The organism is Bradyrhizobium oropedii, from assembly GCF_020889685.1.
Taxonomy (GTDB): domain Bacteria; phylum Pseudomonadota; class Alphaproteobacteria; order Rhizobiales; family Xanthobacteraceae; genus Bradyrhizobium; species Bradyrhizobium oropedii.
On sequence record NZ_JACMYO010000129.1, the window covers coordinates 1 to 25,145 of the forward strand.

The 25,145-nt window shown below is 61.2% G+C and carries 13 protein-coding genes and 3 pseudogenes; 8 read left to right on the plus strand and 8 right to left on the minus strand.

The window, feature by feature from the left end:
- The 3 genes and pseudogenes from H8A95_RS29315 to H8A95_RS29325 form a co-directional block, all read left to right on the plus strand.
- Window positions 1–4,146, plus strand: a pseudogene (locus H8A95_RS29315) (response regulator); the annotation flags it as partial.
- A 16-nt stretch (window positions 4,147–4,162) separates the two neighbouring features.
- The gene (locus H8A95_RS29320) at window positions 4,163–5,656 is read left to right on the plus strand and encodes a sensor histidine kinase (RefSeq protein WP_229186376.1); all 1,494 of its coding nucleotides are present in this window, start codon (window positions 4,163–4,165) and stop codon (window positions 5,654–5,656) included.
- 140 nt (window positions 5,657–5,796) lie between these two features.
- Window positions 5,797–7,140: a PQQ-dependent sugar dehydrogenase gene (locus tag H8A95_RS29325; RefSeq protein WP_229186366.1), complete on the plus strand. Its 1,344-nt coding sequence runs from the start codon at window positions 5,797–5,799 to the stop codon at window positions 7,138–7,140.
- An 18-nt stretch (window positions 7,141–7,158) separates the two neighbouring features.
- Here H8A95_RS29325 and H8A95_RS29330 read toward each other — a convergent pair whose 3' ends face one another.
- The gene (locus H8A95_RS29330) at window positions 7,159–7,416 is read right to left on the minus strand and encodes a hypothetical protein (RefSeq protein ID WP_163153833.1); all 258 of its coding nucleotides are present in this window, start codon (window positions 7,414–7,416) and stop codon (window positions 7,159–7,161) included.
- 198 nt (window positions 7,417–7,614) lie between these two features.
- On the opposite strand from H8A95_RS29330, the gene H8A95_RS29335 reads away from it, so the two are divergent.
- On the plus strand, window positions 7,615–8,433 hold the full coding sequence (locus H8A95_RS29335; RefSeq protein ID WP_229186367.1) for an aminoglycoside phosphotransferase family protein: 819 nt from the start codon (window positions 7,615–7,617) through the stop codon (window positions 8,431–8,433).
- Between the two features lie 12 nt (window positions 8,434–8,445).
- Here the strand turns inward: H8A95_RS29335 and H8A95_RS29340 are convergent, their stop codons facing one another.
- Window positions 8,446–8,613, minus strand: a complete 168-nt coding sequence (locus tag H8A95_RS29340; protein ID WP_016847764.1) for a hypothetical protein — start codon at window positions 8,611–8,613, stop codon at window positions 8,446–8,448.
- Window positions 8,614–8,716: 103 nt separating this feature from the next.
- The gene (locus H8A95_RS29345; RefSeq protein ID WP_229186368.1) at window positions 8,717–9,166 is read right to left on the minus strand and encodes a winged helix-turn-helix transcriptional regulator; all 450 of its coding nucleotides are present in this window, start codon (window positions 9,164–9,166) and stop codon (window positions 8,717–8,719) included.
- Window positions 9,167–9,318: 152 nt separating this feature from the next.
- Between H8A95_RS29345 and H8A95_RS29350 the strand changes: the two genes are divergently transcribed.
- Together H8A95_RS29350 and H8A95_RS29355 are read left to right on the plus strand one after the other, a co-directional pair.
- A complete protein-coding gene (locus H8A95_RS29350) occupies window positions 9,319–10,239 on the plus strand; it encodes an alpha/beta fold hydrolase (protein ID WP_229186369.1) in 921 nt (306 codons plus the stop codon).
- Window positions 10,240–11,058: 819 nt separating this feature from the next.
- Complete coding sequence (locus tag H8A95_RS29355) at window positions 11,059–11,700, plus strand: FkbM family methyltransferase (RefSeq protein WP_229186370.1); 642 nt, start codon at window positions 11,059–11,061, stop codon at window positions 11,698–11,700.
- 931 nt (window positions 11,701–12,631) lie between these two features.
- On the opposite strand, the pseudogene H8A95_RS44695 reads toward H8A95_RS29355, so the two are convergent.
- Together H8A95_RS44695 and H8A95_RS29365 are read right to left on the minus strand one after the other, a co-directional pair.
- Window positions 12,632–12,852: pseudogene (locus tag H8A95_RS44695) on the minus strand (GDP-mannose 4,6-dehydratase); the annotation flags it as partial.
- A 5-nt stretch (window positions 12,853–12,857) separates the two neighbouring features.
- Window positions 12,858–12,953: pseudogene (locus H8A95_RS29365) on the minus strand (glucose-1-phosphate thymidylyltransferase); the annotation flags it as partial.
- Between the two features lie 140 nt (window positions 12,954–13,093).
- Here H8A95_RS29365 and H8A95_RS29370 point away from each other — a divergent pair.
- Window positions 13,094–13,954: an FkbM family methyltransferase gene (locus tag H8A95_RS29370; RefSeq protein WP_229186371.1), complete on the plus strand. Its 861-nt coding sequence runs from the start codon at window positions 13,094–13,096 to the stop codon at window positions 13,952–13,954.
- 913 nt (window positions 13,955–14,867) lie between these two features.
- Here the strand turns inward: H8A95_RS29370 and H8A95_RS29375 are convergent.
- The 3 genes from H8A95_RS29375 to H8A95_RS29385 form a co-directional block, all read right to left on the minus strand.
- Window positions 14,868–17,393, minus strand: a complete 2,526-nt coding sequence (locus H8A95_RS29375) for a tetratricopeptide repeat-containing glycosyltransferase (RefSeq protein WP_229186372.1) — start codon at window positions 17,391–17,393, stop codon at window positions 14,868–14,870.
- A gap of 70 nt (window positions 17,394–17,463) precedes the next feature.
- Window positions 17,464–21,192 (minus strand): glycosyltransferase, encoded by a 3,729-nt coding sequence (locus H8A95_RS44225; RefSeq protein ID WP_229186373.1) that lies wholly within the window; start codon window positions 21,190–21,192, stop codon window positions 17,464–17,466.
- 299 nt (window positions 21,193–21,491) lie between these two features.
- The gene (locus H8A95_RS29385; RefSeq protein WP_229186374.1) at window positions 21,492–21,998 is read right to left on the minus strand and encodes a hypothetical protein; all 507 of its coding nucleotides are present in this window, start codon (window positions 21,996–21,998) and stop codon (window positions 21,492–21,494) included.
- Here H8A95_RS29385 and H8A95_RS29390 point away from each other — a divergent pair.
- On the plus strand, window positions 21,962–25,145 hold a 3,184-nt coding region (locus H8A95_RS29390), incomplete at its 3' end, for a DUF4347 domain-containing protein (protein WP_229186375.1). The two genes, H8A95_RS29385 and H8A95_RS29390, sit on opposite strands and share 37 nt — an antisense overlap.

Genomic DNA, 25,145 nt, shown 5'->3' on the forward strand with positions numbered 1-25,145 from the left:
CCAGCTCAACCGCTTCGCCGGCGAGGTGACGCGCGTGGCGCGCGAGGTCGGCACCGACGGCAGCCTCGGCGGCCAGGCCAACGTGCCCGGCGTCGCCGGCACCTGGAAGGACCTGACCGACAGCGTCAACTCGATGGCCGGCAATTTGACAGCGCAGGTTCGTAACATTGCCGAAGTGACGACCGCCGTGGCGCGTGGCGACCTGTCGCGCAAGATCACGGTGGACGTGAAGGGCGAAATCCTCGAGCTGAAGAACACCATCAACACGATGGTCGATCAGCTCAACGCCTTCGCCGGCGAGGTGACGCGCGTGGCGCGCGAAGTCGGCACCGAAGGCAAGCTCGGCGGCCAGGCTGAAGTGCCCGGCGTCGCGGGCACCTGGAAGGACCTGACTGACAACGTCAACTTCATGGCGTCGAACCTGACCGCGCAGGTCCGCAACATCGCAGAGGTCGCGACCGCAATCGCCGGCGGCGACCTGTCGAAGAAGATCACGGTGGACGTGCGCGGCGAGATCCTGCTGCTCAAGGACACCCTCAACACGATGGTCGAGCAGCTGCGCTCCTTCGCCGCCGAAGTGACGCGCGTGGCGCGCGAGGTCGGCACCGAGGGGCGGTTGGGCGGCCAGGCCGTGGTGCCCGGCGTCGGCGGCACCTGGAAGGATCTCACCGACAACGTCAACCTGCTGGCTGCGAACCTGACCACGCAGGTCCGCAACATCGCGGAAGTCACGACCGCCGTGGCGCGCGGCGACCTCTCGCGCAAGATCACGGTCGACGTGAAGGGCGAAATCCTCGAGCTGAAGAACACCATCAACACCATGGTGGACCAGCTCAACGCCTTCGCCGGCGAGGTGACGCGCGTCGCGCGCGAAGTCGGCACCGAGGGCAAGCTCGGCGGCCAGGCCGAGGTGCGCGGTGTCGCCGGCACCTGGAAGGACCTGACCGACACCGTCAACGTCATGGCGGCGAACCTGACCGAGCAGGTGCGCGGCATCGTCAAGGTGGTGACGGCGGTCGCCAATGGCGACCTGAAGCAAAATCTCACAGTGAAGTCGAAGGGCGAGGTCGCCGCGCTCGCCGACACCATCAACAACATGACCGAGACGCTTGCGACCTTCGCCGAGCAGGTCACCAGCGTGGCGCGCGAAGTCGGCGTCGAGGGACGGCTTGGCGGTCAGGCCAACGTGCCCGGCACCGAAGGCACCTGGAAGGACCTCACCGGTAACGTCAATTTGCTGGCGGCCAACCTGACCTCCCAGGTGCGCGCGATCGCGGAAGTGGCGACCGCCGTGACCAAGGGCGACCTGACGCGCTCGATCCAGGTCGATGTGCGCGGTGAAGTCGCGGAGCTCAAGGACAACATCAACACGATGATCGGCAACCTCCGTCTCACCACGGAGCGCAACACCGAACAGGACTGGCTGAAGACCAACCTGGCGCGCTTTACCAACATGCTGCAGGGTCAGCGCGATCTCGCGACCGTCGGCCGCCTGCTGCTGACCGAGCTTGCGCCGCTGATCAACGCGCATATGGGCGTGATCTACCAGGTCGACAATCCCGAGAATGCGCAGCTGCGTTTGCTGTCGGCCTATGCCAGCGACAGCAGCAATCCGCATCCGCAGATCGTCCAGTTCGGCGAGGGACTGATCGGCCAGTGCGCACTCGACAAGCGCCAGCGCCTCGTCTCGGATATTCCCGGCGATGCGGTGCCGATCAATTCGGCGCTGATGCGGATCATGCCGAAGAACCTCGTCGTATTCCCCGTGTTGTTCGAGAACCAGGTCAAGGCGGTGATCGAGCTGTCCTCGATCTCGTCGTTCACGACCTCGCAGATCACCTTCCTCGAACAGCTGACCGACAGCATCGGCATCGTACTCAACAGTATCGAGGCGACGATGCAGACGAAGCCTTCCTCAAGCAGTCACAGACACTCGCCGGCGAGCTTCAGACCCAGCAGAGGGAATTGCAGCAGACCAACGATCAGCTCGAGCAGAAAGCCCAGCAGCTTGCCGAACGCAACGTCGACGTCGAGCGCAAGAACCAGGAAATCGAGCAGGCCCGCCGCGCGCTGGAAGAGAAGGCGACCGAACTGTCGCTGACCTCGAAGTACAAGTCCGAATTCCTCGCCAACATGTCGCACGAGCTGCGCACGCCGCTGAACTCGATCCTGATCCTGGGCCAGCAACTCACCGAGAATCCGGATGGCAATCTGACCGGCAAGCAGGTCGAGTTCGCCCGCACCATTCACGGCGCCGGCACCGACCTGTTGAACCTGATCAGCGACATCCTCGATCTGTCCAAGATCGAGTCCGGCACGGTGACGGTGGACGCCGAGGAGATTCTCACCTCGAGCCTGCTCGAGACCGTCGGGCGGCCGTTCCGGCATGAGGCGGAGAACCGGCATCTCTCCTTCAGCATCGATGTCGACGCCAACCTTGCACGCAGCATGGTCACCGACTCCAAACGGTTGCAGCAGGTGCTGAAGAACCTGTTGTCGAATGCCTTCAAGTTCACGGCCGATGGCGGCGTCAGCCTGACCGTATCGGCGGCAGTCGGCGGCTGGAGCGCGGAGCATCCGATCCTCAACGCAGCGCCCGCCGTCGTGGCGTTCGAGGTGTCGGATACCGGCATCGGCATTCCCCAGGACAAGCAGAAGCTGATCTTCGAGGCGTTCCAGCAGGCCGACGCCGGCACCAGCCGGAAATATGGCGGCACCGGGCTTGGATTGGCCATCAGCCGCGAGCTGGCGGCCTTGCTCGGCGGCGAGATCCATCTGCGCAGCGCGCCGAGCAAGGGCTCGACCTTTACGCTTTATCTGCCGCTGAAATATGCCGGACCGTCGGTCGCGTTGCGTCCGCAGACTCAGCCGATACAGATGTCGCAGACCTCGGCACCGTCGCTGCAGGCATCGGGCACGCAGGAACGTGTGATCGAGCAGCTTCCGGACGATCGGCTCGATCTCGAACCCGGCGACACCATCCTGCTGATCGTCGAGGACGACCCGCATTACGCACGGGTGCTGATCGATCTGGCGCGTGACAAGGGCTTCAAGGTGTTGGTTGCGAGCCGTGGCGCCGAGGCGCTTGATCTTGCGAAGCAGTTCCAGCCGAGCGCAGTCTCGCTCGACGTCTTCCTGCCTGACATGCTGGGCTGGACCGTGCTGAGCCAGCTCAAGCACAATCCGTTGACCCGTCACATTCCGGTCCAGATCATCACCCTCGACGAGGATCGCCAACACGCGTTGGCGCGCGGCGCGTTCTCCTTCGTCAACAAGCCGACCACGACGGAAGGCGTCAGCGCGGCGCTGTCGCAGATCAAGGAATATGCCAGGCCACGCCGCAAGCGCCTCCTCATTGTGGAGGACAATGCGGCCGAGCAGCTCAGTATCACCGAACTGCTCGGGCATGAGGATATCGAAATCGTGACCAGCGGCACCGGAGCAGGGGCGCTCGCAACGCTGCGCGAAAATCCCTGCGACTGCGTCGTGCTCGACCTGCGCCTGCCCGACATGAGCGGCTTCGAGGTGCTCGATCAGATCCGCAAGGACGAGACGCTGTCCAATATTCCCGTTGTCGTGTTTACGGGCCGGGAACTTTCGGCTGAAGAGGACGCGGAACTGCACACGATGGCGCGCAGCATCGTCGTCAAGGGCGTGGAGTCGCCGGAACGTCTGCTCGACGAAACGTCACTGTTCCTGCACCGTGTGATCACGGAATTGCCCGTCGAAAAACAGAGGATGCTGGAGAAGCTCAACAGTTCCGATGAGGATCTGATCGGCAAGACCGCGCTCCTGGTCGACGACGACGCCCGCAACATCTTCGCGCTGTCGAGCGTGCTGGAGCGGCGAGGTATGAAGGTGTTGACTGCGACAACCGGTCACGAGGCGATCTCGCTGGTCGAATCCAATCCGAAGATTGCGATCGTGCTGATGGACATCATGATGCCGCAGATGGACGGTTACCAGACCATCGGCGCCATCCGGCAAAATCCAGCCTTTGCGCGGCTGCCGATCATCGCGCTGACCGCGAAGGCGATGAAAGGCGACCGCGAGAAATGCCTGGAGGCAGGCGCGTCCGACTATCTGGCGAAACCCGTGAACACCGAGCAACTGCTGCTGGCAATCCGCATGTGGCTGCACCGCTGATCGGCGATCGAACATGATGGACCATGAAAAGGTAAACATCCTTCTGGTCGATGACCAGCCGGCGAAGCTGCTGGCCTATGAGGTCATCCTGAAAGAGCTCGGCGAAACGCTCGTCGCGGCATCGTCGGGCCGCGAGGCGCTCGAGTTCCTGCTCAAGAACGAAGTCGCAGTCATTCTGGTCGACGTGTGCATGCCCGAGCTCGACGGCTTCGAGCTCGCGGCGATGATCCGCGAGCATCCGCGCTTTCAAAAGACCGCGATGATCTTCATTTCGGCAATCCAGGTCAGCGACATCGACCGGCTGCGGGGCTACGAGATGGGCGCGGTCGACTATGTCCCGGTGCCTGTTGTGCCCGAGGTGCTGCGTGCAAAGATCCGCGTGTTCGCCGAGCTCTACCGCAAGACACGGCAACTCGAACGGCTCAACGCCGAGCTCGAGGACCGCGTGCGCGCGCGCACCGCCGAGCTCGAGCAGTCGACCACGCGGCTGGTCGAGAGCGAGGCGCGCCGCAGCATGGCGATTGCCGCGGGCAAGATGGGCTCGTGGGACTGGGATTGGGTCAACGGCGACTGGATGTGGGACGAGGGGCAATACAAGATCTTCGGCGTCGACCCGAAATCCTTCACCCTGACATCAGACAATATCCAGGGGCTGTTTCATCCCGATGATGTCGAGGAGCTGAAGCAGGCCTGGGCCGGGTTCGGCAACGGACGGACGTCTTATGAAGCCGAATTCCGCGTCATGCGGCCGGACGGCGAGGTGCGCTGGTGCGTCGGCACGGCCGCGGCCACCAGTGACAGGAACGGCAGGGTGGTGCGGGTGAGCGGTGTCACCGTCGATATCACCGATCGCAAGAAGGCCGAGGAACGGCAGAGCCTGTTGACCCGCGAGGTCGACCATCGCGCCAAGAACGCACTTGCGCTGGCGCAATCGATCGTGCGGCTGACGCGCGCACAGAACGTGACGGCCTATATGCGGGCGGTCGAGGGCCGCATCACGGCGCTGGCGCGGGTTCACACCGTGCTGTCGCTGTCGAGCTGGCAGGGCGCCGAGATCCGACGGCTGGTGACCGAGGAGATCGCGCCGTATTCCGAGGCCGGGCAGATCCAGATCAAGGGTGCCGAGGTGCAGTTGCAGCCCGCGACCGCACAGACGCTGGCGCTGGCACTGCACGAACTCGTCACCAACTCCGCCAAATATGGCAGCCTGTCGGTGCTATCGGGCCGGCTCGCGATCACCTGGGAAGTGCAGAATGACACGCTGATCCTGGCCTGGGTGGAATCCGGCGGACCGCCGGTGACCAAGCCGAAGCAGAAAGGCTTCGGCACCAGAAGCGTGATCGCCAGCATCGAGACCCAGCTCGGCGGACGGGCCGATTTCGATTGGCACGTCGAGGGCCTGGTGTGCCGGCTCACGGTTCCGCTCAAGGCGCTTGTCGGGGAGACCACGGCGTATCGCGACCTGTCGGCAGCCGCGCGTAAGCCCATGGTCGGTTCCAGGGCCGTTTGATCCCGCTGAGCTCGTTCATCACACCGTGCGATCTGACGGCGTCGCGCAAGGGGATCGAAGCAGACGACATTGTGACCGCAGCCGGCGGTGGAACTGCGCTATGAACTCTGCGACCGACGGGGACGTCGCGCGAGGGGCATATGCTTAAGACAAATCTTGCCGGCGTGAGTCTGTTCGTCGTCATCCTCGCAGCAATCAGCGTCACGCGGTCGGGTGCCGAGCCCGTGCTGAAAGGCGCGGAGGCCTTCGGCGACTGGCAGCGCGACAAGCCGGGTACGCTGCGTCTGATCACACCGCAGGACTTGCCGAAGCCGGGGGCGACGGCCTCCAGCAGCAATTCGTCGCGCGTCGTGCCGAGACCCGCATCGGCGGTGCCGCAGGTGCCGGCGGGGTTCAAGGTCGAGCTGTTTGCGAGCGGGTTGAGCGGCCCGCGGATCATCCGGACCGCGCCCAATGGCGACATCTTCGTCGTGGAAACCGGCCCCGGCCGCATCCGCGTCCTGCGCAGCGAGAGCGGTGCGACGAAGCCTGCGACCAATGAGGTCTACGCCACCGGATTGAACCGGCCATTCGGCATCGCGTTCTTCCCGAGCGGCGACAATCCGCAATGGCTCTATGTCGCCAACACCGACAGCGTGGTGCGCTTTGCCTACCGCAACGGTGATCTCAAGGCACAGGGAAAGCCCGAGACGATCGTCGCAAATCTTCCGCACGGCTACGGCCACTCCACGCGTGACATCGTGTTCACGCCCGACGACAAACGGATGCTGGTGTCGGTGGGCTCAGCCGGCAACGCAGGCGAGGGGCTTGGCCAACCTCCTGGCGGCATCGAGGCCTGGAGCCGTGACCACGCGCTTGGCGCAGCCTGGGGAGCCGAGACCGATCGCGCCGCGGTGCTCGCCTTCGATCCGGATGGCAAGAACCAGAAGCTGTTTGCCACCGGGATCCGCAACTGCGTGGGGCTTGCGATCCAGCCCGGAAGCGGCACGCCGTGGTGTTCGACCAACGAACGCGATGGCCGCGGCGACAACCTTGTGCCCGATTATGTGACGCGGATTCGCGAAGGCGCGTTCTACGGCTGGCCCTGGTATTATATCGGTGCCAACGAGGATCCCGCGCATGCCGGCGCGCGGCCTGACCTGAAGGGCAAGGTGACGGTCCCCGATGTGCTGTTGCAGGCGCATTCGGCCTCGCTTGGCCTGACCTTCTACACCGGCAGCAAGTTTCCGTCCGAGTATCGCGGCGACGCGTTTGCCGCCGAGCATGGCTCATGGAATCGGTCGAAGCGCACCGGCTACAAGGTCATTCGCATCAGGCTGAAGGATGGCGTGCCGACCGGCGAGTACGAGGATTTCGTCACCGGCTTTGTCGTCGGCGACAACGAGGTCTGGGGCCGTCCGGTCGGCGTGACCGTGGCGCGCGACGGCGCGCTGCTGGTCTCCGAAGACGGCAATGGCACGATCTGGCGCGTCAGCCACGACTAGCCGTTCGATCAGCTGCCGCTATCCCAAGCCGTCCTTGAGGCCGTAGTCCTCATAGATCGTGAGCGGGTCTGTATCCGGAAACAACCGGCACTTGGCCTGCGCCAGATGCAGCGTGACCGCGCCGGCCTCGCATCTCGCGGTCAGGATTTTCCGGACATCCTCCATATGCGCGCGCGGCTGATGCTTTGACGGCAGCTGTTCGAGCGCAACCAGCGCGGTAGCCAGGGCCTCCGTGACCACCCATTCGTCATGTCCGGTAATTCCCTTTCGCGGCATTGCGACATCCTCCGTAGCACCGGCTGCGGCATTGTAACGCGAGAAGGGTGGGGGCTGTCATCAGCCAACATGGGCAGGGCAGCAAGGAACCGGTTCGCGCGAGCCATGCCACGATGCTTCGCAGGGAACCAGCGTGGCAACGCGCGGCGGCAATGATTAGAACGACGGTCGCCCTTTCATCGATAGCCACGCTGCCGGATGTTCGAACCCTATCTCTCGGCCTGGAGCCTCGTCCCAGACGGCGACCCGATCGCGACGCACGCCGCACGGTTGCTGCCGGTACGGCGGCACGGCGAGCCCGCAATGCTCAAGCTCTCGCACGAGCCGGACGAGCGCGTCGGCGCCATCGTGATGGAGTGGTGGGATGGAGACGGCGCGGCGCGCGTCCTTGCCTGTGACGGCGATGCGCTCCTGCTCGAACGGGCGATGGGTTCGGCTTCGCTCAGCGGAATGGCGCGAACCGGCCGGGACGACGAGGCCTGCAGAATTCTCTGTGCAACGGCCGATCGGCTTCACGCCCCGCGAGCGAAGCAACGGCCGGATCTGACGCCGCTTGCGGACTGGTTTCGCGAGCTATGGCCGGCGGCCGGCGCGCATGGCGGCATTCTGAACCGATCGGCTGAGGTCGCCCAGGCACTGCTTTGCGATCAGCGCGAGATCGTGGTGCTGCATGGCGACCTGCACCACGACAACGTGCTCGACTTCGGTGCGCGGGGCTGGCTCGCGATCGATCCAAAACATCTCGTCGGCGAGCGCGGCTTCGACTTCGCCAACATCTTCACCAATCCGGACCTTGCGGACCCGACACGGCCGATCGCAACAGAGCCCGGACGCTTTGCACGGCGGCTCGACATCGTCATGGAAGCAGCGCGGCTTGATCGTCGGCGCCTGCTGTCATGGATCCTGGCTTGGACCGGTCTGTCGGCGGTATGGTTTCTCGGCGACGACGATCCGCTCGCCGAAATCGACCTGCAGATTGCAAAGCTTGCGGCGGCCGAGCTCGACCGGATGGGGTAGCGCCGGCGGCGGCTACGCCGCCGCAGCACTCGCTCCACTCAGCGATACACTCAGGATTCGCCACTTCGAGATATCGAAGAAGTAGGCGGCCTTGATGCGCGCGGATGCGGGGTCCGGCGCCTGAATCGCCGTGTGGAATTGCCGCGTCCCATCGCTCAACGAAATCCGGAATGTCTGCATTGGTCGAACCTCCACGCGCGGATGCTGCGGCAAGGAGGGTTAAGATCAGGTTGCTGACGATCGCGCTCGCGGCGCGCTCGCATCCGCGCGGTCCCTTTCTCAGCTAGGCCGACGGCAAGCGCACCATCGTATCCTCTGCGCCAACGACGCGTCCGTCCTGCGCGCGCAGTTCGAGCCGCCGCACCGGCAGGCCGTTCTTGCGGTCGACCAGCAGCACGTGCGCCTCGCCGGGCTCGAAGAAAAAATCTTCGCCCCATTGCCGGAGCGCGACGAGAAGAGGGAACAGCCCGCGTCCCTTTTCGGTCAGCACATATTCCTGATAGGGGCTGCCGTCGGCTGCGGGCACCGTCTCCATGATTCCGTGCGCCAGCAGATTGCGGAGCCGGGCCGAGAGGATGTTCTTGGCAAGCCCGAGGCTCTTCTGAAACTCGCCGAACCGGCGCAGCCCGTCGAACGCATCGCGCACGATCAACAGCGACCACCAGTCGCCGATCGCATCGAGCGGCCGGGCGACGCCGCACATCGAGTCCCTGTGGCTCACTCTCTTGGCCATCGCGATTCGCCTGACGCTCCTCATTCCGTGCGCTGATCGGCTCGGTGTCGCGGCCGCACCGACCGTCCGATCACGACTTCGATATATCGGTTGCAAAGTAAAACCTCAAGCGATACACCGTGGTTTCAAATTGAAACCATGCGAGATCAGCCATGATCCAATCCGACGCCACGTTCGACGGCACCTTTCCCTTCACACCGCATTTCAGCGCGGCTCCAGGCTTCCGGATGCATTATGTCGACGAGGGCCCGCGGGGCGGCGAGGTGGTGCTTTGCCTGCATGGCGAACCGACCTGGGGCTACCTGTTCCGCCACCTCGTGCCGGCCCTGTCCGCGACGCATCGCGTGGTCGTTCCGGATCACATGGGCTTTGGGAAGAGCGCGACGCCGACGCAGCGCAGTTATTGGCTGCAGGACCACGTCGACAATCTCGATGCGCTGGTTCACGCGCTCGACCTCTCCGACATCACCCTCGTCATGCATGATTTTGGCGGGCCGGTCGGCATGGGCTTCGCGACCCGCCATCCGGATCGGATCCGCCGGATCATCTCGGCCAACGGGCCGACACCGTTCGGGCAAAGCGACCTGTTCGAGCGCGTCACGGCGAATGCGCAGGTCTCGCCCTGGTTTAAATGGATCGCCAAGGCTGAGGCGAACGGCGAGCTCGAGCCGGTTCTCGGACAACTCGGCTTCAACATCCTGAGCACGCTTAAACTCAACGGCTTCGAGAACAATGCCGTCATCACCGACGCCTGGCTCTCGGCCTACGGCACGCCCTTCGCACGTCCGGCTGACTGCCTCGGCGCGATCGGATGGGCGAAGGGCTTTGCGACTGGCGCGCACGCGTTCGCAACGCCCGATCCCGTCGCCGACGGTTTGATCCGCAGCAGACCCGCGCTCGCCATCTGGGGCGAGGCGGACCGCACCCTGCACGCGGAGCATTTCCTGCCGCTGTTTTCCGCGATCTTCCCGGCAGCGCCGGTCAGGCGCCTTGCCGGCGTCGGGCACTACTGCTTCGAGGATGCCCCGGAGGAAATCGGCAACCTGATTGCGGAGTTCATCCGGCAGACGTGACAACATGCCGGCAAATGCGGGGCAGGGCGCACGTCCCACGAGCTTTTGAGTAGTGGCGGAGCGCGCGACCGCCAACGCACTCACCCGGTTGCTGTCTGCGGTCCACGTTCCGACCTCAGCAGATCCTGCGCGGTGAGCATGACGTCGCATACATTCCCCCCAGCCCGATCATCCTCGACACCGGCGCGAATGGCGCCCCAGCTCGGTACACGGGCTGGGGCGCTGCGCGATGGGAAAGGGCGGCCCTTGCGGCTGCGGTGAATCTGCAAATTCCGCGATGACGCGACGAAACGTCGGCTACAAAAAGATCGCTTCAGCAGACGTCTGCTTCAATGACCTGCGCGATGATCCCGCGTACCTGTTTTGGGATAATAGCTGGCTCCGCAGGCGTAGGTCTCTCCGCAATGTCGGCCCAGGTTAGCCCCCGGCGTGTTGGACACGGATACTCCGCCTTCTCCCGACGTTGAACCGCGATGGTCGCGAACAGATGTTGCGAGTGGCGCGAATGCGTGCCCACCGCCACCGGCACCCGCGAAAGCTGATGATCCTGAGAGAAGTGCGATGGTGACGCCAGCCGCAGCAATATACTTGTTCATCTGATCGCTCCCTTTGCTAACCGGATCATTCCGGCGACAGCAGGACCTTGCGCAGAGACGGGGATAAATGCCGTGACTCACGTCACGTTCGGCTATCGAGGCGCTGACGCGGCGGGACCTGCGCGGCTGGAAACCAGATTTCGCAGCGGAAGTCTGAATTGCCCACGCGTGTTGTCGCGGCGGGCGGGTTGCCAAAGCCGCTCCGACGGATTTCAATGTCGGCATGGAAATCAATATCCGATGCCCGCCATCCATGATCCCTCATCTGCAGCTGATCCAGCGCGGTGAGTATGACGTCCCATACAATCATCCCCGCCCGATCATCCTCGACGTCGGCGCGAATGTCGGCGGTTTCGCTGTCTGGGCGATCAAGCGTTGGCCGGGCTGCGAGATTTATTGTTACGAGCCGCTGCCGGACAATTTCGCGATGCTGGAAGCAAATGTTGACATTCTCGCCACTGCTCGAGTCTCGAACAGCATCCATGCTCACAACTTCGCCATCGGCGACCCACTCCACACTCAGATGTTTCTGGGTAAGAACAATTGCGGCGAGGCCAGTTTCTTCGACCTCGGAGAACAGGCGCGAAGTTCAGTCTCGGTCGCCACCAAGCCGCCGACGGTCATGCCGCCGGCACAGATCCTGAAGATCGATACCGAAGGGTGCGAAATCGAGATTCTGTCGGGGCTGAAGTCGATCGACTACGACGTCGTTCTGCTGGAATACCATTCCGAACGAAACCGGCGAGAGGCAGATGCGTTGCTGCGCGACTACACGCTGACCGGCGGCTATGGGCGCGGCCCGCATCGCGGCATCCTCAAATACATGCACTCGCGACTGATCGCATCGTCCGAACAATCGCGATAGTTGGATCGGTGATCCCTGAGCGCCGCACCAAGAGCTCCGCCTTGGGTCACTGGAGCGGGGTGGCCGGGCATTGCCACGTGCGGTTTGGTCCTAAGAGCCTGCCGCCGCGACCACAGCCACCATTGGCGATCAACTCGGGGGGCACGGGCCGAGGATATGTGTGTCGCTTTACGGGCGTCTGGCGGAAGGGGTGTCCCGTCAACCCTATTGAATTAGTTCGGATTCTCCGAGCTCTGCCTTGCGAATTCTACGGTTTAGGCCACGGCAATCCTATAGAGCATCCGCGGCAGTCGGGCGCTCACGCCCTTCGGCTCTCAATCAGGTCAACCCAATCTTGTATCGAGAACTGCCAATCGAACTTTCTTGCAGCCTCCTGGATCGAGTGCACTTCTCGACGTAGGCTGAGGAGTTCTCTTTGTAGAACTTCAGGGTCGCGGCAGTGAAAGACACGAACCTGTCGGCCTGGACGGGGGCAAGGATGCCACCGCCCTGACAGGCCTTCTGCGGGAAATGACCGACCGGCGTTCCGATGACCAGTCGGCCTGCGGCTGCTCCCTCCAAGACCGGTAACTATGCAGCTTCGCTGATTGAGCTTGTTACATTGGCGCCGAAGCAGTTCCGGCGCGTCACAACCCGCTTCGCAAAGACCGCTCGAACTTACCTTGTTCGCTGTCGTTCCTCACAATCAGCGCGCAAGCCGTAGTTTAGGACCGTAGGTCCGGAGCGTGAAGGTCAGGCGGCCTGCTGACCGGCGGGCCTGTCGCCTTGGCCCAGGTCATTCCCAGGGCAGCAGTTCGTGCAGACGCGATGCGGAAGATCGGCGATACGGGCGAAGACGTCGGCGAGCCGGGCCATCGAGGAGGCGGAGCCGGAAGCGGTCAATCTGGCCGCGGTCAACCTGAACGGTGCGCTCGCGGAATGCCGCGGCGCATTGGGGAACACGCCAGCCAAGTTTAGTCTCAATCTTCGACGCATCGATAGCATACCGGCCGTCGTGTCCCGGGCGATCGGCGACGAAGGTGATCAGGCGACTATTTTCGGTGCGAGACGGCCGAGGAGGTCACAAATGCACTCCACGACATGCAGATTGGTGCGTTCGTTGAGACCACCAACATTATACGTTTCGCCGATTTCACTTCGCTTGAGCACCAGCATCCGACGAACAGATCATCCCTCTCAAAGTAACCGTTGTTGACGTCGGTGATTTCGATCTCGCCGCGGGCTGATGGTTTAAGGTTGGCGGCAATTTCCAGGCGGTGGCCAGCTCTGATTCACCATAAACTTCCGGCATTCATAAGGATTCGATCTTTAGGCTTATCGTACTAATGTTTTATAGCCTGCATTTCAGGGCTATAGGCCAGAGACTCGATTTGTCAATCTCACGGGTTAAAGCATGGCTAGCATCTACACTTGCCACAACACTATTCTTTATTTTGACGCGCCAACAATGTCGCTGCGTCATGGGCCCATCAATACTAGTCCGAAAAATCTGACGGTCAGGCGGGGCGCACTTCAGGCAAAACTCTTCTGGGATGACGGAAAACAGTCTCGGTTGCTGCGTTTTGCCGCGGAGGTTGCGGACGGCGAATTCAGCTGGACGACAGCGGACGTCGGTGCCGACACGCCGAATCCGATTGAGGTAGTTGATACTGAGTACGAGTTCGGCTTGCGTGTCGCTGGGTTATTCATCTCGGCAGTATTAGACGGCAGCACTTCAACAATTGCTCATCTGCGCGACTGGGAGCTGTTTCACTTCAGAAGAGATTACAGGGAAGTTTCAGGCACTATCATCTCTCGTAAGGTCGAGGGTACGGACCTGTGTTTCCTTATTGCTGACCCTCAGGATTGGATCGCGAAGAACCAGCTTAGGTTCGGCGTCTATGAGCGGAGCATGCTTGAGCTTATGCGGCGACACGCGCCCACCGATCGGACCTTTGTCGATATCGGCGCTAACGTAGGAAATCATCTCGTGTATATGTCGCGGTTGAGCGGCGTAAAGAGGATTATTGCCTTCGAACCTAATCCAGAGGCAATCAAGCTGCTGCGCATCAACCTACCGCGCGCACCAGTCAGGTCACAGGCCGGCACGAACTTCGTCGCGCCGCTTCAAGAAGAAATCGAGATTATTCCTCAGTCGCTGGTTGCCGGCATCAAGTTCCAGCGCTTTTTGCCCCCACTCGACCGCCCGATCCATCACGTTGATGCGCCAAGCCGCAATGGCTCCCAAATCGTAAAGCCGAAAACTCCAGGCTGAACCGTCGTCAAGATAACTGCCGGTAGGTCGCGTCTGCTCAGTTCCGTTGGTGCATGCCCAGAACAAATTCAGCCAATCGGACTGGACGTGAAATTCCTCGGCCAAATCGAGCCATATCTCGCGCCGATGCGGCGCTTCCATGCGCGCCTTGTCCAGCCACGACATTTTGCTGTCCGGCTCGACGCGGGCCAGATAGCGCATTGCCTCGGAGCGCTCCTCGGGCCATGTGCTCGTTGGCAGCGAGAGATAAGCCTTCAAAGGCGCGGCAGCCTTGTCTGGCATGCCCGCCCACATCAGCTCGCGTCCCAGCCAAAACGCGATCTGCCCGTCGGAAGGATCTTCGCGTCGAGCGAGCTCCATGAGGCGAATATACTGCTCATGGTTGCTCGTTGTCGTGCGCTCGTGACGGACGACAATGTCGTAGCAGTGGCTGGTAATCTCCTCTCCTTGAAAGAGCAGTGCTTCGTGTACCGGCCGCTTGAATCGATACCCCCAGCGTCGGTGAAAGTTCTTGGCGGGATATTCGGCACTTGCGTACATCTTGCAATAAAGCGCGGTAAGGGCCGGCGTCCATGACGCTTCCAATTTGACACGCCAGCCCGGCTCAAGGACCATATCCATGTCCAGGGTGCAGCATATGTCGACGTCCGATGGTATCAGGGCCATTGCGGCGTTTCTCGCAATATCGAAGCGCCAAGGGCGTACGGCAATGCGGTGTACAGTTACGCCGGCTTTCAGCAACCGTTCGACGGTATCATCCGAGCTCCCAGTGTCGGCGACAATTCGGTAGTCTGCTTCACTGGCCGAATTTGCCCACCGCTCGACATGCGCGGCTTCATTGAGTGCAATCGTATAGACTGCAACTTTCAAGTTCGGCTCCGTATTCTACAAAACTTGTCGAAGTCGAGTTTTTTCATGGAGCGACTTTGATCATTTCATCCGGTTGAACGAAAAGCTCGCGCAGAGCGCGTTTGCCATCAACGATCACGTCGTCGCTTGCTTGGCGATGCTCGGAAATGGGTATAAGAATTGCCGCGAGTTCCCTCGGCTGTACCGCTGCAAGAAACAATTCGCGGTCGTTCACGCTGAAGCTGACCAGCAGGTTTTGATTTTGATGATCCCAAGCCATCCCTGCGACGAATTCATACCCCGGAGCAGTCATGTAAAATCGGCGGGAGAAGCGTCGAAGCCTGCCGTCTTGGTCAAGCCAAATGAAACGGTGAAAATAGCGGCGTTTGTTGTCGACCCATTCGTATTCATGAATAACGCTGAGCCATCCGGTCTCGTAAGGGACAGCCTGCGATCCGCCGAGGAAGGTCTCAGCCGCAACCTCGGCTGGTTCGTTTACGAGTTCATCTCCCTCCGAACTCAGAATCCGGGTTGGATCTAGTGCGTATATGAGCCGGAGCTCGTCCCCCGCAATTAACGGCATCCAGTTCTTTTCCCAGCGGGGCGGAACGCCGGAGTTGAGCACACGCCAGTCCATCAGCATTGGCCGCTCTTGATTGCTGTCGTCGATGCGCGCGAGTACCATTTCCGGTCTGGCCTCGGCATTGAGCTGTCTCACGCTGGAAACGCACCAGAGCGACCCGCGCCACATGAACGGCCGCGGGTCTTCAAAGCCTAAAGCTTCGGTTGAGACGGAAGGTAAGTCGTCTGGAAGCCGTACCTCCACGGGCGTGCCGACCTGGAAGTCTTCGCTCAGCGACGCAAGCAGCATCCGTGAACGATAGGAGGGGTCGTCGCCCTTAACATGATAGCCGTTCAAGAGGCTGTAATTAACGGCACGGAGCGTAATCGCGAACGCGTGCTCGCGGCGGCAAATGCCGATATTGGCGCAAACAAATCCGTTCGGCGCCTGGATCGAGAGCTGATGGAAGCGGACCGACGGTAATAGCGACTGTATCGATGGTGCATACCAACCCGAGTTGTAACGCGCGGTCTTTCGGACGTTGTATGGTGTGTCACGGCTAAGCGCCAGCCAATCGCAGATTTTTCGTCCACGTTCTTTCCGCTCCGGGTCGCGGCTCCAATTCGCGGCGACGGAGAAAGCGTGCCTCGGGCCGGTTTTATAGAGATCTTCATCCACAGCGATCGTGTCACTTTTCGGGAACGGCAGGCAAAGCGCCGCTTCGGCGTAAGAGGCGGCCAGCTCGGCCTGGCCGCTGGCCAGGTAGAAGTTGGCAAGCTCGTGAAGCGGTTCGGCGCGGTGAGGAAGCATTCGAAACGCGTCGCGTGCCGTGCGGATAAAGCCTTCGTTATCTCCCAGATCGCGCAAGCTGTGGGCATCACGTAGCGCGGAGGCCCAGCGGCCTTCAGCAACGTGAGGGTCGACCGGAGGCTGTGCGAATGTCGGAGCTTGGCCGGCACAGGGCGGCGCGTTCGCCAGCCTCGAAAAGAAGTCAAATCTGTCAAGGAGTCGTTGATTGACAGGATCGATCTGGAGCGCCTGACCGGCCCAGTCGCGCGCACGCACGATGAAGCCCAGCCGCCACGCAGCGAGGGTGGCGAGCTCGAATATCCTGATACCCCAACACTGGTTGTCATCGAGGTAACTGTTGGTCTTGCGCGTCCTGTCGATGCCGTTGCCGCATGCCCAATACAGATTATGCCAGTCGGACTGGTCGTGATAGTTCTCAGCTAAATCGAGCCAGATTTCCCGTCGGTGGGACGCCTCAGCTCGCGCCTTGTCCAGCCAATAAACTGCTTTGTCAGGCTCGGTGCGCGCGAGAAGGCGCATGGCCTCCGAGCGCTCCTCATTCCAGGTGCTCGTCGGGAGGCTCAGATAGTGCTGGAACAATTTGCTCGCCTCTTCAGCTCTGTTCGACCACATGTAGTCGCGGGCGAGCCAGAAACAGATTTGCGCGTCGTCTGGATCTTCTTGATGCGCCAGTTCCATCAACGATAGATATTGCCTTCGCGTCTCCTTAGAGAGGTCCTGCACTTCGCACATGACGATGTCGAGGCAGTCCCGCGTCACCTCCTGGCCGGAGTAGGAGAGGGCTTCGTGAACGGGACGTGTGAAGCGGTAACCCCAGCGATGATGGAAATTCTTGGTCGGCCATCCCCGCAGGATCGTCGGATCGTCTGGGCTTGCCCGATACACGGTCCGACAAAAAAGCGCTGTCGTGTCCGGAGTCCAAGCGGCCTCAAGTTTTGGCCGCCAGCCAGGTTCGAGATACCGATCCATGTCCATCGAACAGCAGATATCGACATCGGGCGGAAGCAGGGCCATGGCGGTATTGCGCGCCACGTCGAAGCGCCAGGGATTGATCGCCACGCGGTGAACAATCACGCCTGACCGCTCTAGTCGTTCCACCGTGCCGTCGGTACTGCCCGTGTCGATGACGACCCGATAGTCCGCATCGAGGGCCGAATTTGCCCAGCGCTCGACGTGAGCGAATTCGTTGAGCGCAATCGTGTAAACTGCAACTTTCAAGCGTGTCATCGCATGCTGAGACCCAGGCGATGGGTGAAATCATGAAGTCGAGTCGTCAAGGATGGTGTTCTCATCGCACCGATTCTGTGCCGCTCTGTTTACGGATCGCAACGAGTCCGCCCATTAGTTTGGCCCGGGTGAGCTCGTAGTGGCTGTCGAAGAAGAGGATCTCGTCCATCTGGTTGGCGATCGCGCTCACTCCGAACGGATCGAGTGATATGGTTTTGCCGTCTCTCGCAATCTCCTTGAGCAAGGTTTTCGTGAGAGTAATCTTGCTCGGATCCTCGCCGGGCGGCTGCCAGTCGAGGTCCTCGAGAAAATACCAGCCGCCGTCAGCGAGCAGTGGGAAAAGCTCGATCAGCGTTTGCTGCTCGTCTAGCGATACGTGGCTGCCATCGTCGATGATGACGTCAAACGAGCCTGGCTCCAGCTTCGCGGTGAGTGCCCGCAGTTGGTCGCGCTTCGACTGATCGCAGACGTAGGAGGTGAACTTCGCGTCGTTGAGGGTCGAGAAATCCGTCAGATCGACGCCGGTGACGTGGCAGAAGGGGAAGTAGCTTTGCCAGAGCGCGACGGAAGGCGTCTCGGTTTGGTTACCCTCAGCGAGACCGCGGCACAGGCCGATTTCCATAAGCCGACTGAGCGAGAGGCGTCGGTCGGACAGCAGGCGGTCGTATACCCGCGCATAGCAATGTCGGTTTCCGGTATGACGATTCTTGTCGGTGTTGAACCGGTCCGCCAAGTCCGTGAAGGAAGCAGGACCGTTTTCGGATTGCGTGAGTTGAGCAATCAGGGAATTCGGGCTTTCCGCGTTGCCCTGATTCCGCGCTGTCCAGAGATGGATGCCGAAGACCCGGTCGTCGTTGAGGTAGTCGGGCAGTTCGGCGGCCGGCCTATTGAACTTGTCGAGTTCTGTCCAATCAATCGCGTTGAAGAAGATCGGGCTGAAGACGCCGGCGCGCAGGGCGTAGCCTTCGGCAGAAGCGATGTAATCTGAGAGCAATTTTGGACCGACGTCACCGAAGGTGATGGCGTCAGGACCATACAGGCAATCGATCGAGCGCTCGTACAATGTGCGGATATGATGGCTGAATGGCTTTGCGAAGATCACGTTGCCACAAATGAAATGCCCGCGATGTCCGCCGCGCCATTGCAGGTTAAAGAAGTAGTCGCCGATGAAGGGAAACGGCTTTAGCAGGATAACATCTGAATCCATCCAAAGGCCACCGTGTTCGTAAAGCACGGCGTAGCGAAAAATGTCGCTAAAAAAGCGCACTTCGGATCGGGCGACCACGCGTTCGAAAAGTGCTTTCGGTATCACGTCCGCTGCATTCCGAAGCTCGATTCCGCGGGCTGCGAGGAAGGCGAGCTTCTCGGGCGAATACGTCCAGACGCGGACGGCATGGCCGGCGGCACGCATCGAGGATGTCGCTGCGATCAATATTTGATGCTGGTCCGACATCGCCTCATAGAACAGCTGAATCGGCGGCAGCGAAGTAGACGAGTCGCCGAGCAGCGGTGCAATGCGCTGGTCAAAGGCACGGGTCGCGTCGCGACGCTTTTCGACTGCATCCGCACAGCGGAGAAAAGGTGCAAAAGCCTCGAAGAAGGCGATCGTCGGTGACAATTCGGCTTTGTCTCCTGTCGCGCGGGAAAGAGCATCACTGGGCATGGTTGCCTCAACGGTTGGGTGAGCGGGATTGCCCGCCCCAGAGCTTTTAGCCGCCGAGCGCATCTGCAGCGCGGTCCCCATGAAGGCGGGCAGGGGCTGTTCGGTTCGGCCGTCGCGCAGCTTGTCGGTCGGTTCCAGCACCGGCCTGATGTCGTCGGCCTCGACGGTCGCGACCCAAGATTCGGAGTCTGCAACGCTGAACGAGACGAGAAGTCGTTTTTGATCGGGATGCCACGCCAGCCCGGCCGCGAATTCCACGCCTTTTCGCTTGAAAAAGAAAGGGCGGCTGACCGCGGCGAGCCGGTTTCCGTCATCGAACCAGACGAAACGGTGAAAATAGCAGCGTCGCGCTTCGCCATTGCGTTGCTGCACCTCGTGGATCAGCGCCAGCCAGCCGCCGTCAAAGGCGACCAGCTGCGAGCCGCCACGGAAGCGATCGGCCGAGATCGCCGGAATTTGCTCCTGAATCGTATGGCCGTCGGAATTCACCACCCGGGTCGGGTCGCAGAGATAGAGGAACCGCAAGGCGTCCCCGTCAACCTGCGGCATCCAATTTTTCTCGTGGGCCTTCGCCCCGTCGGCATCGAGCGTTTGCCAATCGACCAGACGATAGGCGCCGTGACCATCATGTTCGAGGCGTGCCAGCACTTGTTCGCACCAGCCCTCTGGCGTCAGTTCGCGAACGCACGCGCTTGCCCACAGCGCCCCGCGCCAGCCGAACAGGCGGAGATCCTCGAACCCGCGGACCAGCGGAAACGCCGGCTCGGGCAGGTCTCTCGGCGGCAGGATTTCCGCCATCGAACGCGTCGACAGGTCGTCGTTGAGGTGGAGCAGAAAATTGCGCGTCGTGATCTCCTGCCCTTCCGGCGTGCGGTAATGATGGCCGTCCTCCGACAGCACGTAGTTGACCGCGCGCTGTGCCACGAAGATCTCCTCGCCCAGCCGGGTGATCGACGGGTTAAGCGGAAGATAGTCGTCGGGAGGCGCGAAATCCATGGGCCGGCTCGTGAACGAGGGCAGCATAGTGTCGGCCGATTGGATGTAGAAATAGAGGTTCGACCACGCCAATTGTCGCGGGCCGCTCGCGATGCCGCGCTTCAGCGCGAGATAGTTGCAGGCGGCAAAGCCCCGGTCCTTCCTGGCGGCGTCACCGGCGTAATTCGCGGCGATCGAATATTCCTCGAGCAGGCCCGTGGAGTAGACGAAATCTTCGATAAACAGAATGTCGTCGGCGGGACGTCCGATGGTGATGCCGAACTCCGCGAACAGCGCCGCTGTATGGTTGTCGCCTTTTTCCCGATAGTATCTGGCGAGGTCATAAAGCGGTTCCGCGCGCTGTGGCCGCTGATTGAATGCTTGGAGAGCTTTGCTGACGAACCCGCCTTCGTCGCCGAGTGCGCGCAGGCAGCGCGCCTGTTGCAGGCGCGCCATCCAGGCTTCTTCGTCCCAGCCGCCCATGCCGGCGCGCCTGGCATATGCATCGGCGGCCTCACCGAGACGGCCGGCGTCGCGAAGGGATTGCGCAAGGTAGAACCAGTAACGGGCGTTCTCCGGATCGCCTTCGAGCGCCGCTCTCAGGAGACGGATGTCGCGCTCGAACTTGTCGACGCGATTGGATCCGCTGGCATGGTCGATATACGACACACCGATCAGCTCTTCCACGCCGCCCGGCACGTCGAGGTATTCGTGAGTGACACCGTGATAGCGTGCGCCGGCGTCACGCCGAGCGAGGCGTGTGTTCGAGTAGCTGAGGCCGCCCGATGTCATCTGCCGCAGGCGATAGCCGGCGCCGGTCAGCTTGCCACGGAAATCCGCGTCCTCGACGACCAGCTCCATGTCTGCGTCGTCGAACAGCAGATAGTCGTAATCGAGCGACGACGCGTAGGCATGATCGAGCGCCGCGTTGCGAGCCTGTTCGAAATTGTGAAACGGGAAACTGTGCAACTCGCCGGGAATCTTTCGTTCGGCGAAGAAGCGCTTGATGAAATCCTGCGTGCCGTCGGTCGAACCCGTATCCCCGATCACCCAGCAACCGATATGAGGTGCAACAGACTTGAGACAGCGCTCCAAATTCGCCGTCTCGTTCTTGACGATCATGTTCAGGCAAAGCCGTTTCGCATCTGACACTGCGCGAGCTCTATGAGTTGCAGTTAATCCCTGCGCCAGACCGGCGAAATATGCCGTTCCGATCGAGACGGACGAGCAATCGTCGTCCGCATCCCCGATATTTTCAACATTAATCCAAATTCGCTGAATAAGGAGAGCAAAGGTCCTTTACGGTGAATCGCGCCGGCCGGCGAGGCGGTCCCGTATTCTTGCGGAGTGCGATTGCGCACGCGTTAATTAAAAATTCCTTGCGGCCTCTGTTCTAATCAGCTTTAAAAGAGCGGTTTCTGGGAGGCTGCTCGCATTTCGGGGTAGTTTTCTTATTTCGATAGTTTTGAATTCTTATTGAAATTAAGACCACCGCAGTTGGCGGTGCTGCTTGAACGCATGGTTTTTTGTACTGACGATTTCACCCGGCCCACGGCCGAGGGTGATCGCAGGTAGCGTATCGAGTTTTTCATGTCGCATGATTGCATACCTAAGCCGAAGGCGTCCGCGAAGCATGGGCCAGTGAGGCCGCCGATCACGGCGGCCGGCATCGCGTCATGCTCCGGCGTACTCTGCGCGATGGGCCTCCACGAAATTCTGGCGACAGCGAACTTGCCGCGCAATGGCGAATTAAAGCCGGTCGAAATTCTTGCAGTTCGAAGTGATTTAGACACTCCACAGTCGGGTGGAGCAAGCGGACGCGCCGCCTGAGCGTTTTTGCCAGGCGGCTTTTTTATTGATTTCCGGGCCGAGCGCTCAAGCGCGCGGTCCAACATTTGTTTTTGGCGAAAGGACCTGGCCGATGCGCGGCAAGTCTGAATTTCTTTTTGTCGATTCATTTGTTCCGCATCTCGCCACGCTGCTGCGGAATCTGCGGCCCGAAGTCCAGGCGTTGGTGCTCGGTCGTCACGAGCCGCCAGCCGCGCAATCGGGAGCGAGCCCGAAGCGCGAGATCGCGTTCATCGATCCTGGCATCGATGATCTCGTAACACTGATGCACGGCATTCGTCCCGACGTCGAGCCAATCCTGTTGACGGCGGATGAACCGGCGGCGCGACAAATGGCGCGCGCGGTGGAGGGCAGGGACGGGCTGGAAGCGATCCACGTCATTGCGCACGGTTCGCCGGGACGGGTGCACTTTGCTTCGAGCGATTGGTCAATCGAGACGCTGAGCGCGAACGCGAGCGAGTTCGCCGCGATCGGAAAAGCACTCGTCCCCGATGGCAATGTCAGACTGTGGAGCTGCCATACCGGGGCAGAAGCGGCGGGCGAGCGATTTGTCACGCGGCTGGCTCAACTGGTCGAAGCGGAAATCGCCAGTGCGCTGGGTCTAATCGGCGCCGCCGTGCGCGGAGGAAGTTGGGCTCTCAAGTCGCTCTCCGCTTTCGCTTCGCGGCCGCCTTTAACCTCGGCCGGAATTAACAATTATGCGGCTGCGTTTGCGACGAATACGTGGGCAGCGAATAGTACGGGTTTTTGGAGCGACTCTTCGAAATGGTCTTTGTCGCGTGTGCCGAATTCTACGGATGCAGTCGTAATTACAGCCGGAGGCGGCCAAACCAACCTGGTGACCGTAGATATTCCCGCTGTCGCTGCGACGATCACGCTAAACAGTCAGAACAGCAATAACACGTCGACGCTTACGCTGACAGCGGGGAATACACTCACGACCACTGGAGCCGTGACTATCGGTTCAAACTCCACAGTCAACGGTGCCGGCACGATCAACGCTGCGGGTGGGATAAGCGGATCCGGCACCCTTGCTGCGGGTACATCGACCAGTGGCGGTACGCTCGATGTATTCGGCACAATAAGTAGCGGGGTCGTTCTGCAGATCAACTCCGCGGCCGCCACGGACCTCAAGATCGAGGGTACGGCAACTTCGTCGGCTGCAATTTCGATCAGTACACTAAATCAAACATTGGAGATTGGCGCGGCTGGCAATCTTTCGATCACCGCCGCGGGGGGTGAGAGTATCACGACCGGCGCGATCAAGCTGGACGGCGGAACCATTAGCACGACCAACGGCTTGACGATTGGCTCTGGCGCAACGCTGACGGGCTTCGGCACGGTTAGTGGGAACGTTGCTGGGTCCGGGACGATCACGGCAAGCGGGGGCGCCTTGACATTGGCCGGAACCGTGTCCAGCGGTCCGGTCTTTGCGATTGCGTCAAGCTCTGCGTCTTTCCTCACGTTCTCCGGCTCGGCGACAGCTGCAGCGCCGATTTCTATCAGCAATGCCAATCAAAGCTTGGCGATCCTCGGCGGCGGCAATTTGACCATCAATGGGGGCGCTGAGAGCATCACGAATGGCACGATCACCCTGGCGAACGGCACGCTAACTGACAGCTCGGGCGTGGCCATCGGCTCGGGTGCGACGCTTGTCGTAGGCGCCGCCGGCGGCACTGTCAGCGGAGCAATCACCGCCAGCAGCGGCGGGACCATCAGCCTCAGTGGCGCACTGACGGACACGAGCGGCATTACGCTGAGCGGCGGCACGATCAGCGGCGCTGGGTCCCTGTCGTCAACGACGCCCCTCACCGGCTTTGGCACGGTGAGCATCGCGATATCCACCGCCAACACCATCACGGCGAGCGGCGGCACGCTGGATCTTCAAAACGTCACCGCCACCAGCGACAACAACCTTAAGATCAATGCGAGCGCGACGCTCCAGATTGATGGATCCGTCGCCTCCTCCGACACCGTAACGTTCAACAGTGCGACCAGCGGGACTCTAGACCTCACGAGTTCCACGATCTCCGGCGGCCGTCTCGGTGGATTCCAGGGCACGATCGCGGGCCTGTCAGTCAGCACCAACACCGCGGCGCCAACCAACGCGATCGATCTCGCAAACATCGGCCTAAGCAGTGTCACATCCGCAAGCCTGAGCGGAACGAATAATGACACGCTTACGGTGAACACTACGTCGGGCACGTTTACCCTAACGCTCACCGGCGTTTATACGGGTGACGGTGTCAGTTTTATCAGCGATGGCGCGAAAGGCACGGAGCTCTTCCTCTCGCCAGCAAACACATACAACGAGAGAGGGTCGACCGACTCCTGGGTTGATCCGGCGTCGTGGGGAGGGGCCGTTCCTGCCGCCAACCCAAACGGCACCGGGACCAGCTTCAATTTCGTCAACCACGACGGCCAGACTGATACTATTCGCATTCCAGCGTCGTTGAACCAAGCCACTGGTACTGGCTCCACGACTTGGACGATCAATGACACCGCGAACGGAGCGGGGCAGTACATCAGTTCGCTGGCGCTGGTGAACCAGGGGCAGATTTTTGTCAACGGGACGAACAATTTCACTCCGCAAACGACAGCAAACACGAACTGGATACTGACGGGCGCGGCTTCCGGGGCCTCTACCGGGGATCAGATTTTTGAGAATGGCGGAGCGATCGACGTAATAGGCACCAACGGCTCCGGTACGACCACGGCAAATTTCACCGGCAATATTTCTGTTACCGGCAGCGGCCTAATCAACGTTTACGGCAATGCAGCTTTGACCTTCGGCCTCGGCGTCGGAGTCAGCAGCGGTCAAACCATCAATTTCGTTACCGATCAGAACGGCGTCACAGCAGGTACGGTCACCGAAACCAGTGCGTTGTTAGATAATGCCCGTATCCAAGGATTTCTGACCGGTGACAAGCTCATTTTGGAGAATTTGGCCACCAGCGCGGTGGCGCCCACGGAGACTGTGACGCTCGGAAATGCTGAAGCGACAGTCAACGTCTTCGAAAACGGCGTGCTCGTCGACGAAGTGACGTTCCTTGGAAACTTCACCAACACCAGCCAATTCTCCTTTGCCAATTCAACGAGCAATAATGGCCAGGTGACGATCAGTGCGGCTGGGGTCAACGGCGGTGGTCCAGTAGGTCCGACGGGACCGACCGGCGCGACAGGTGCAACCGGCGCCACGGGATCAACAGGCGCGACCGGGCCGACGGGCGCAACCGGTGCCACGGGTTCAACCGGCG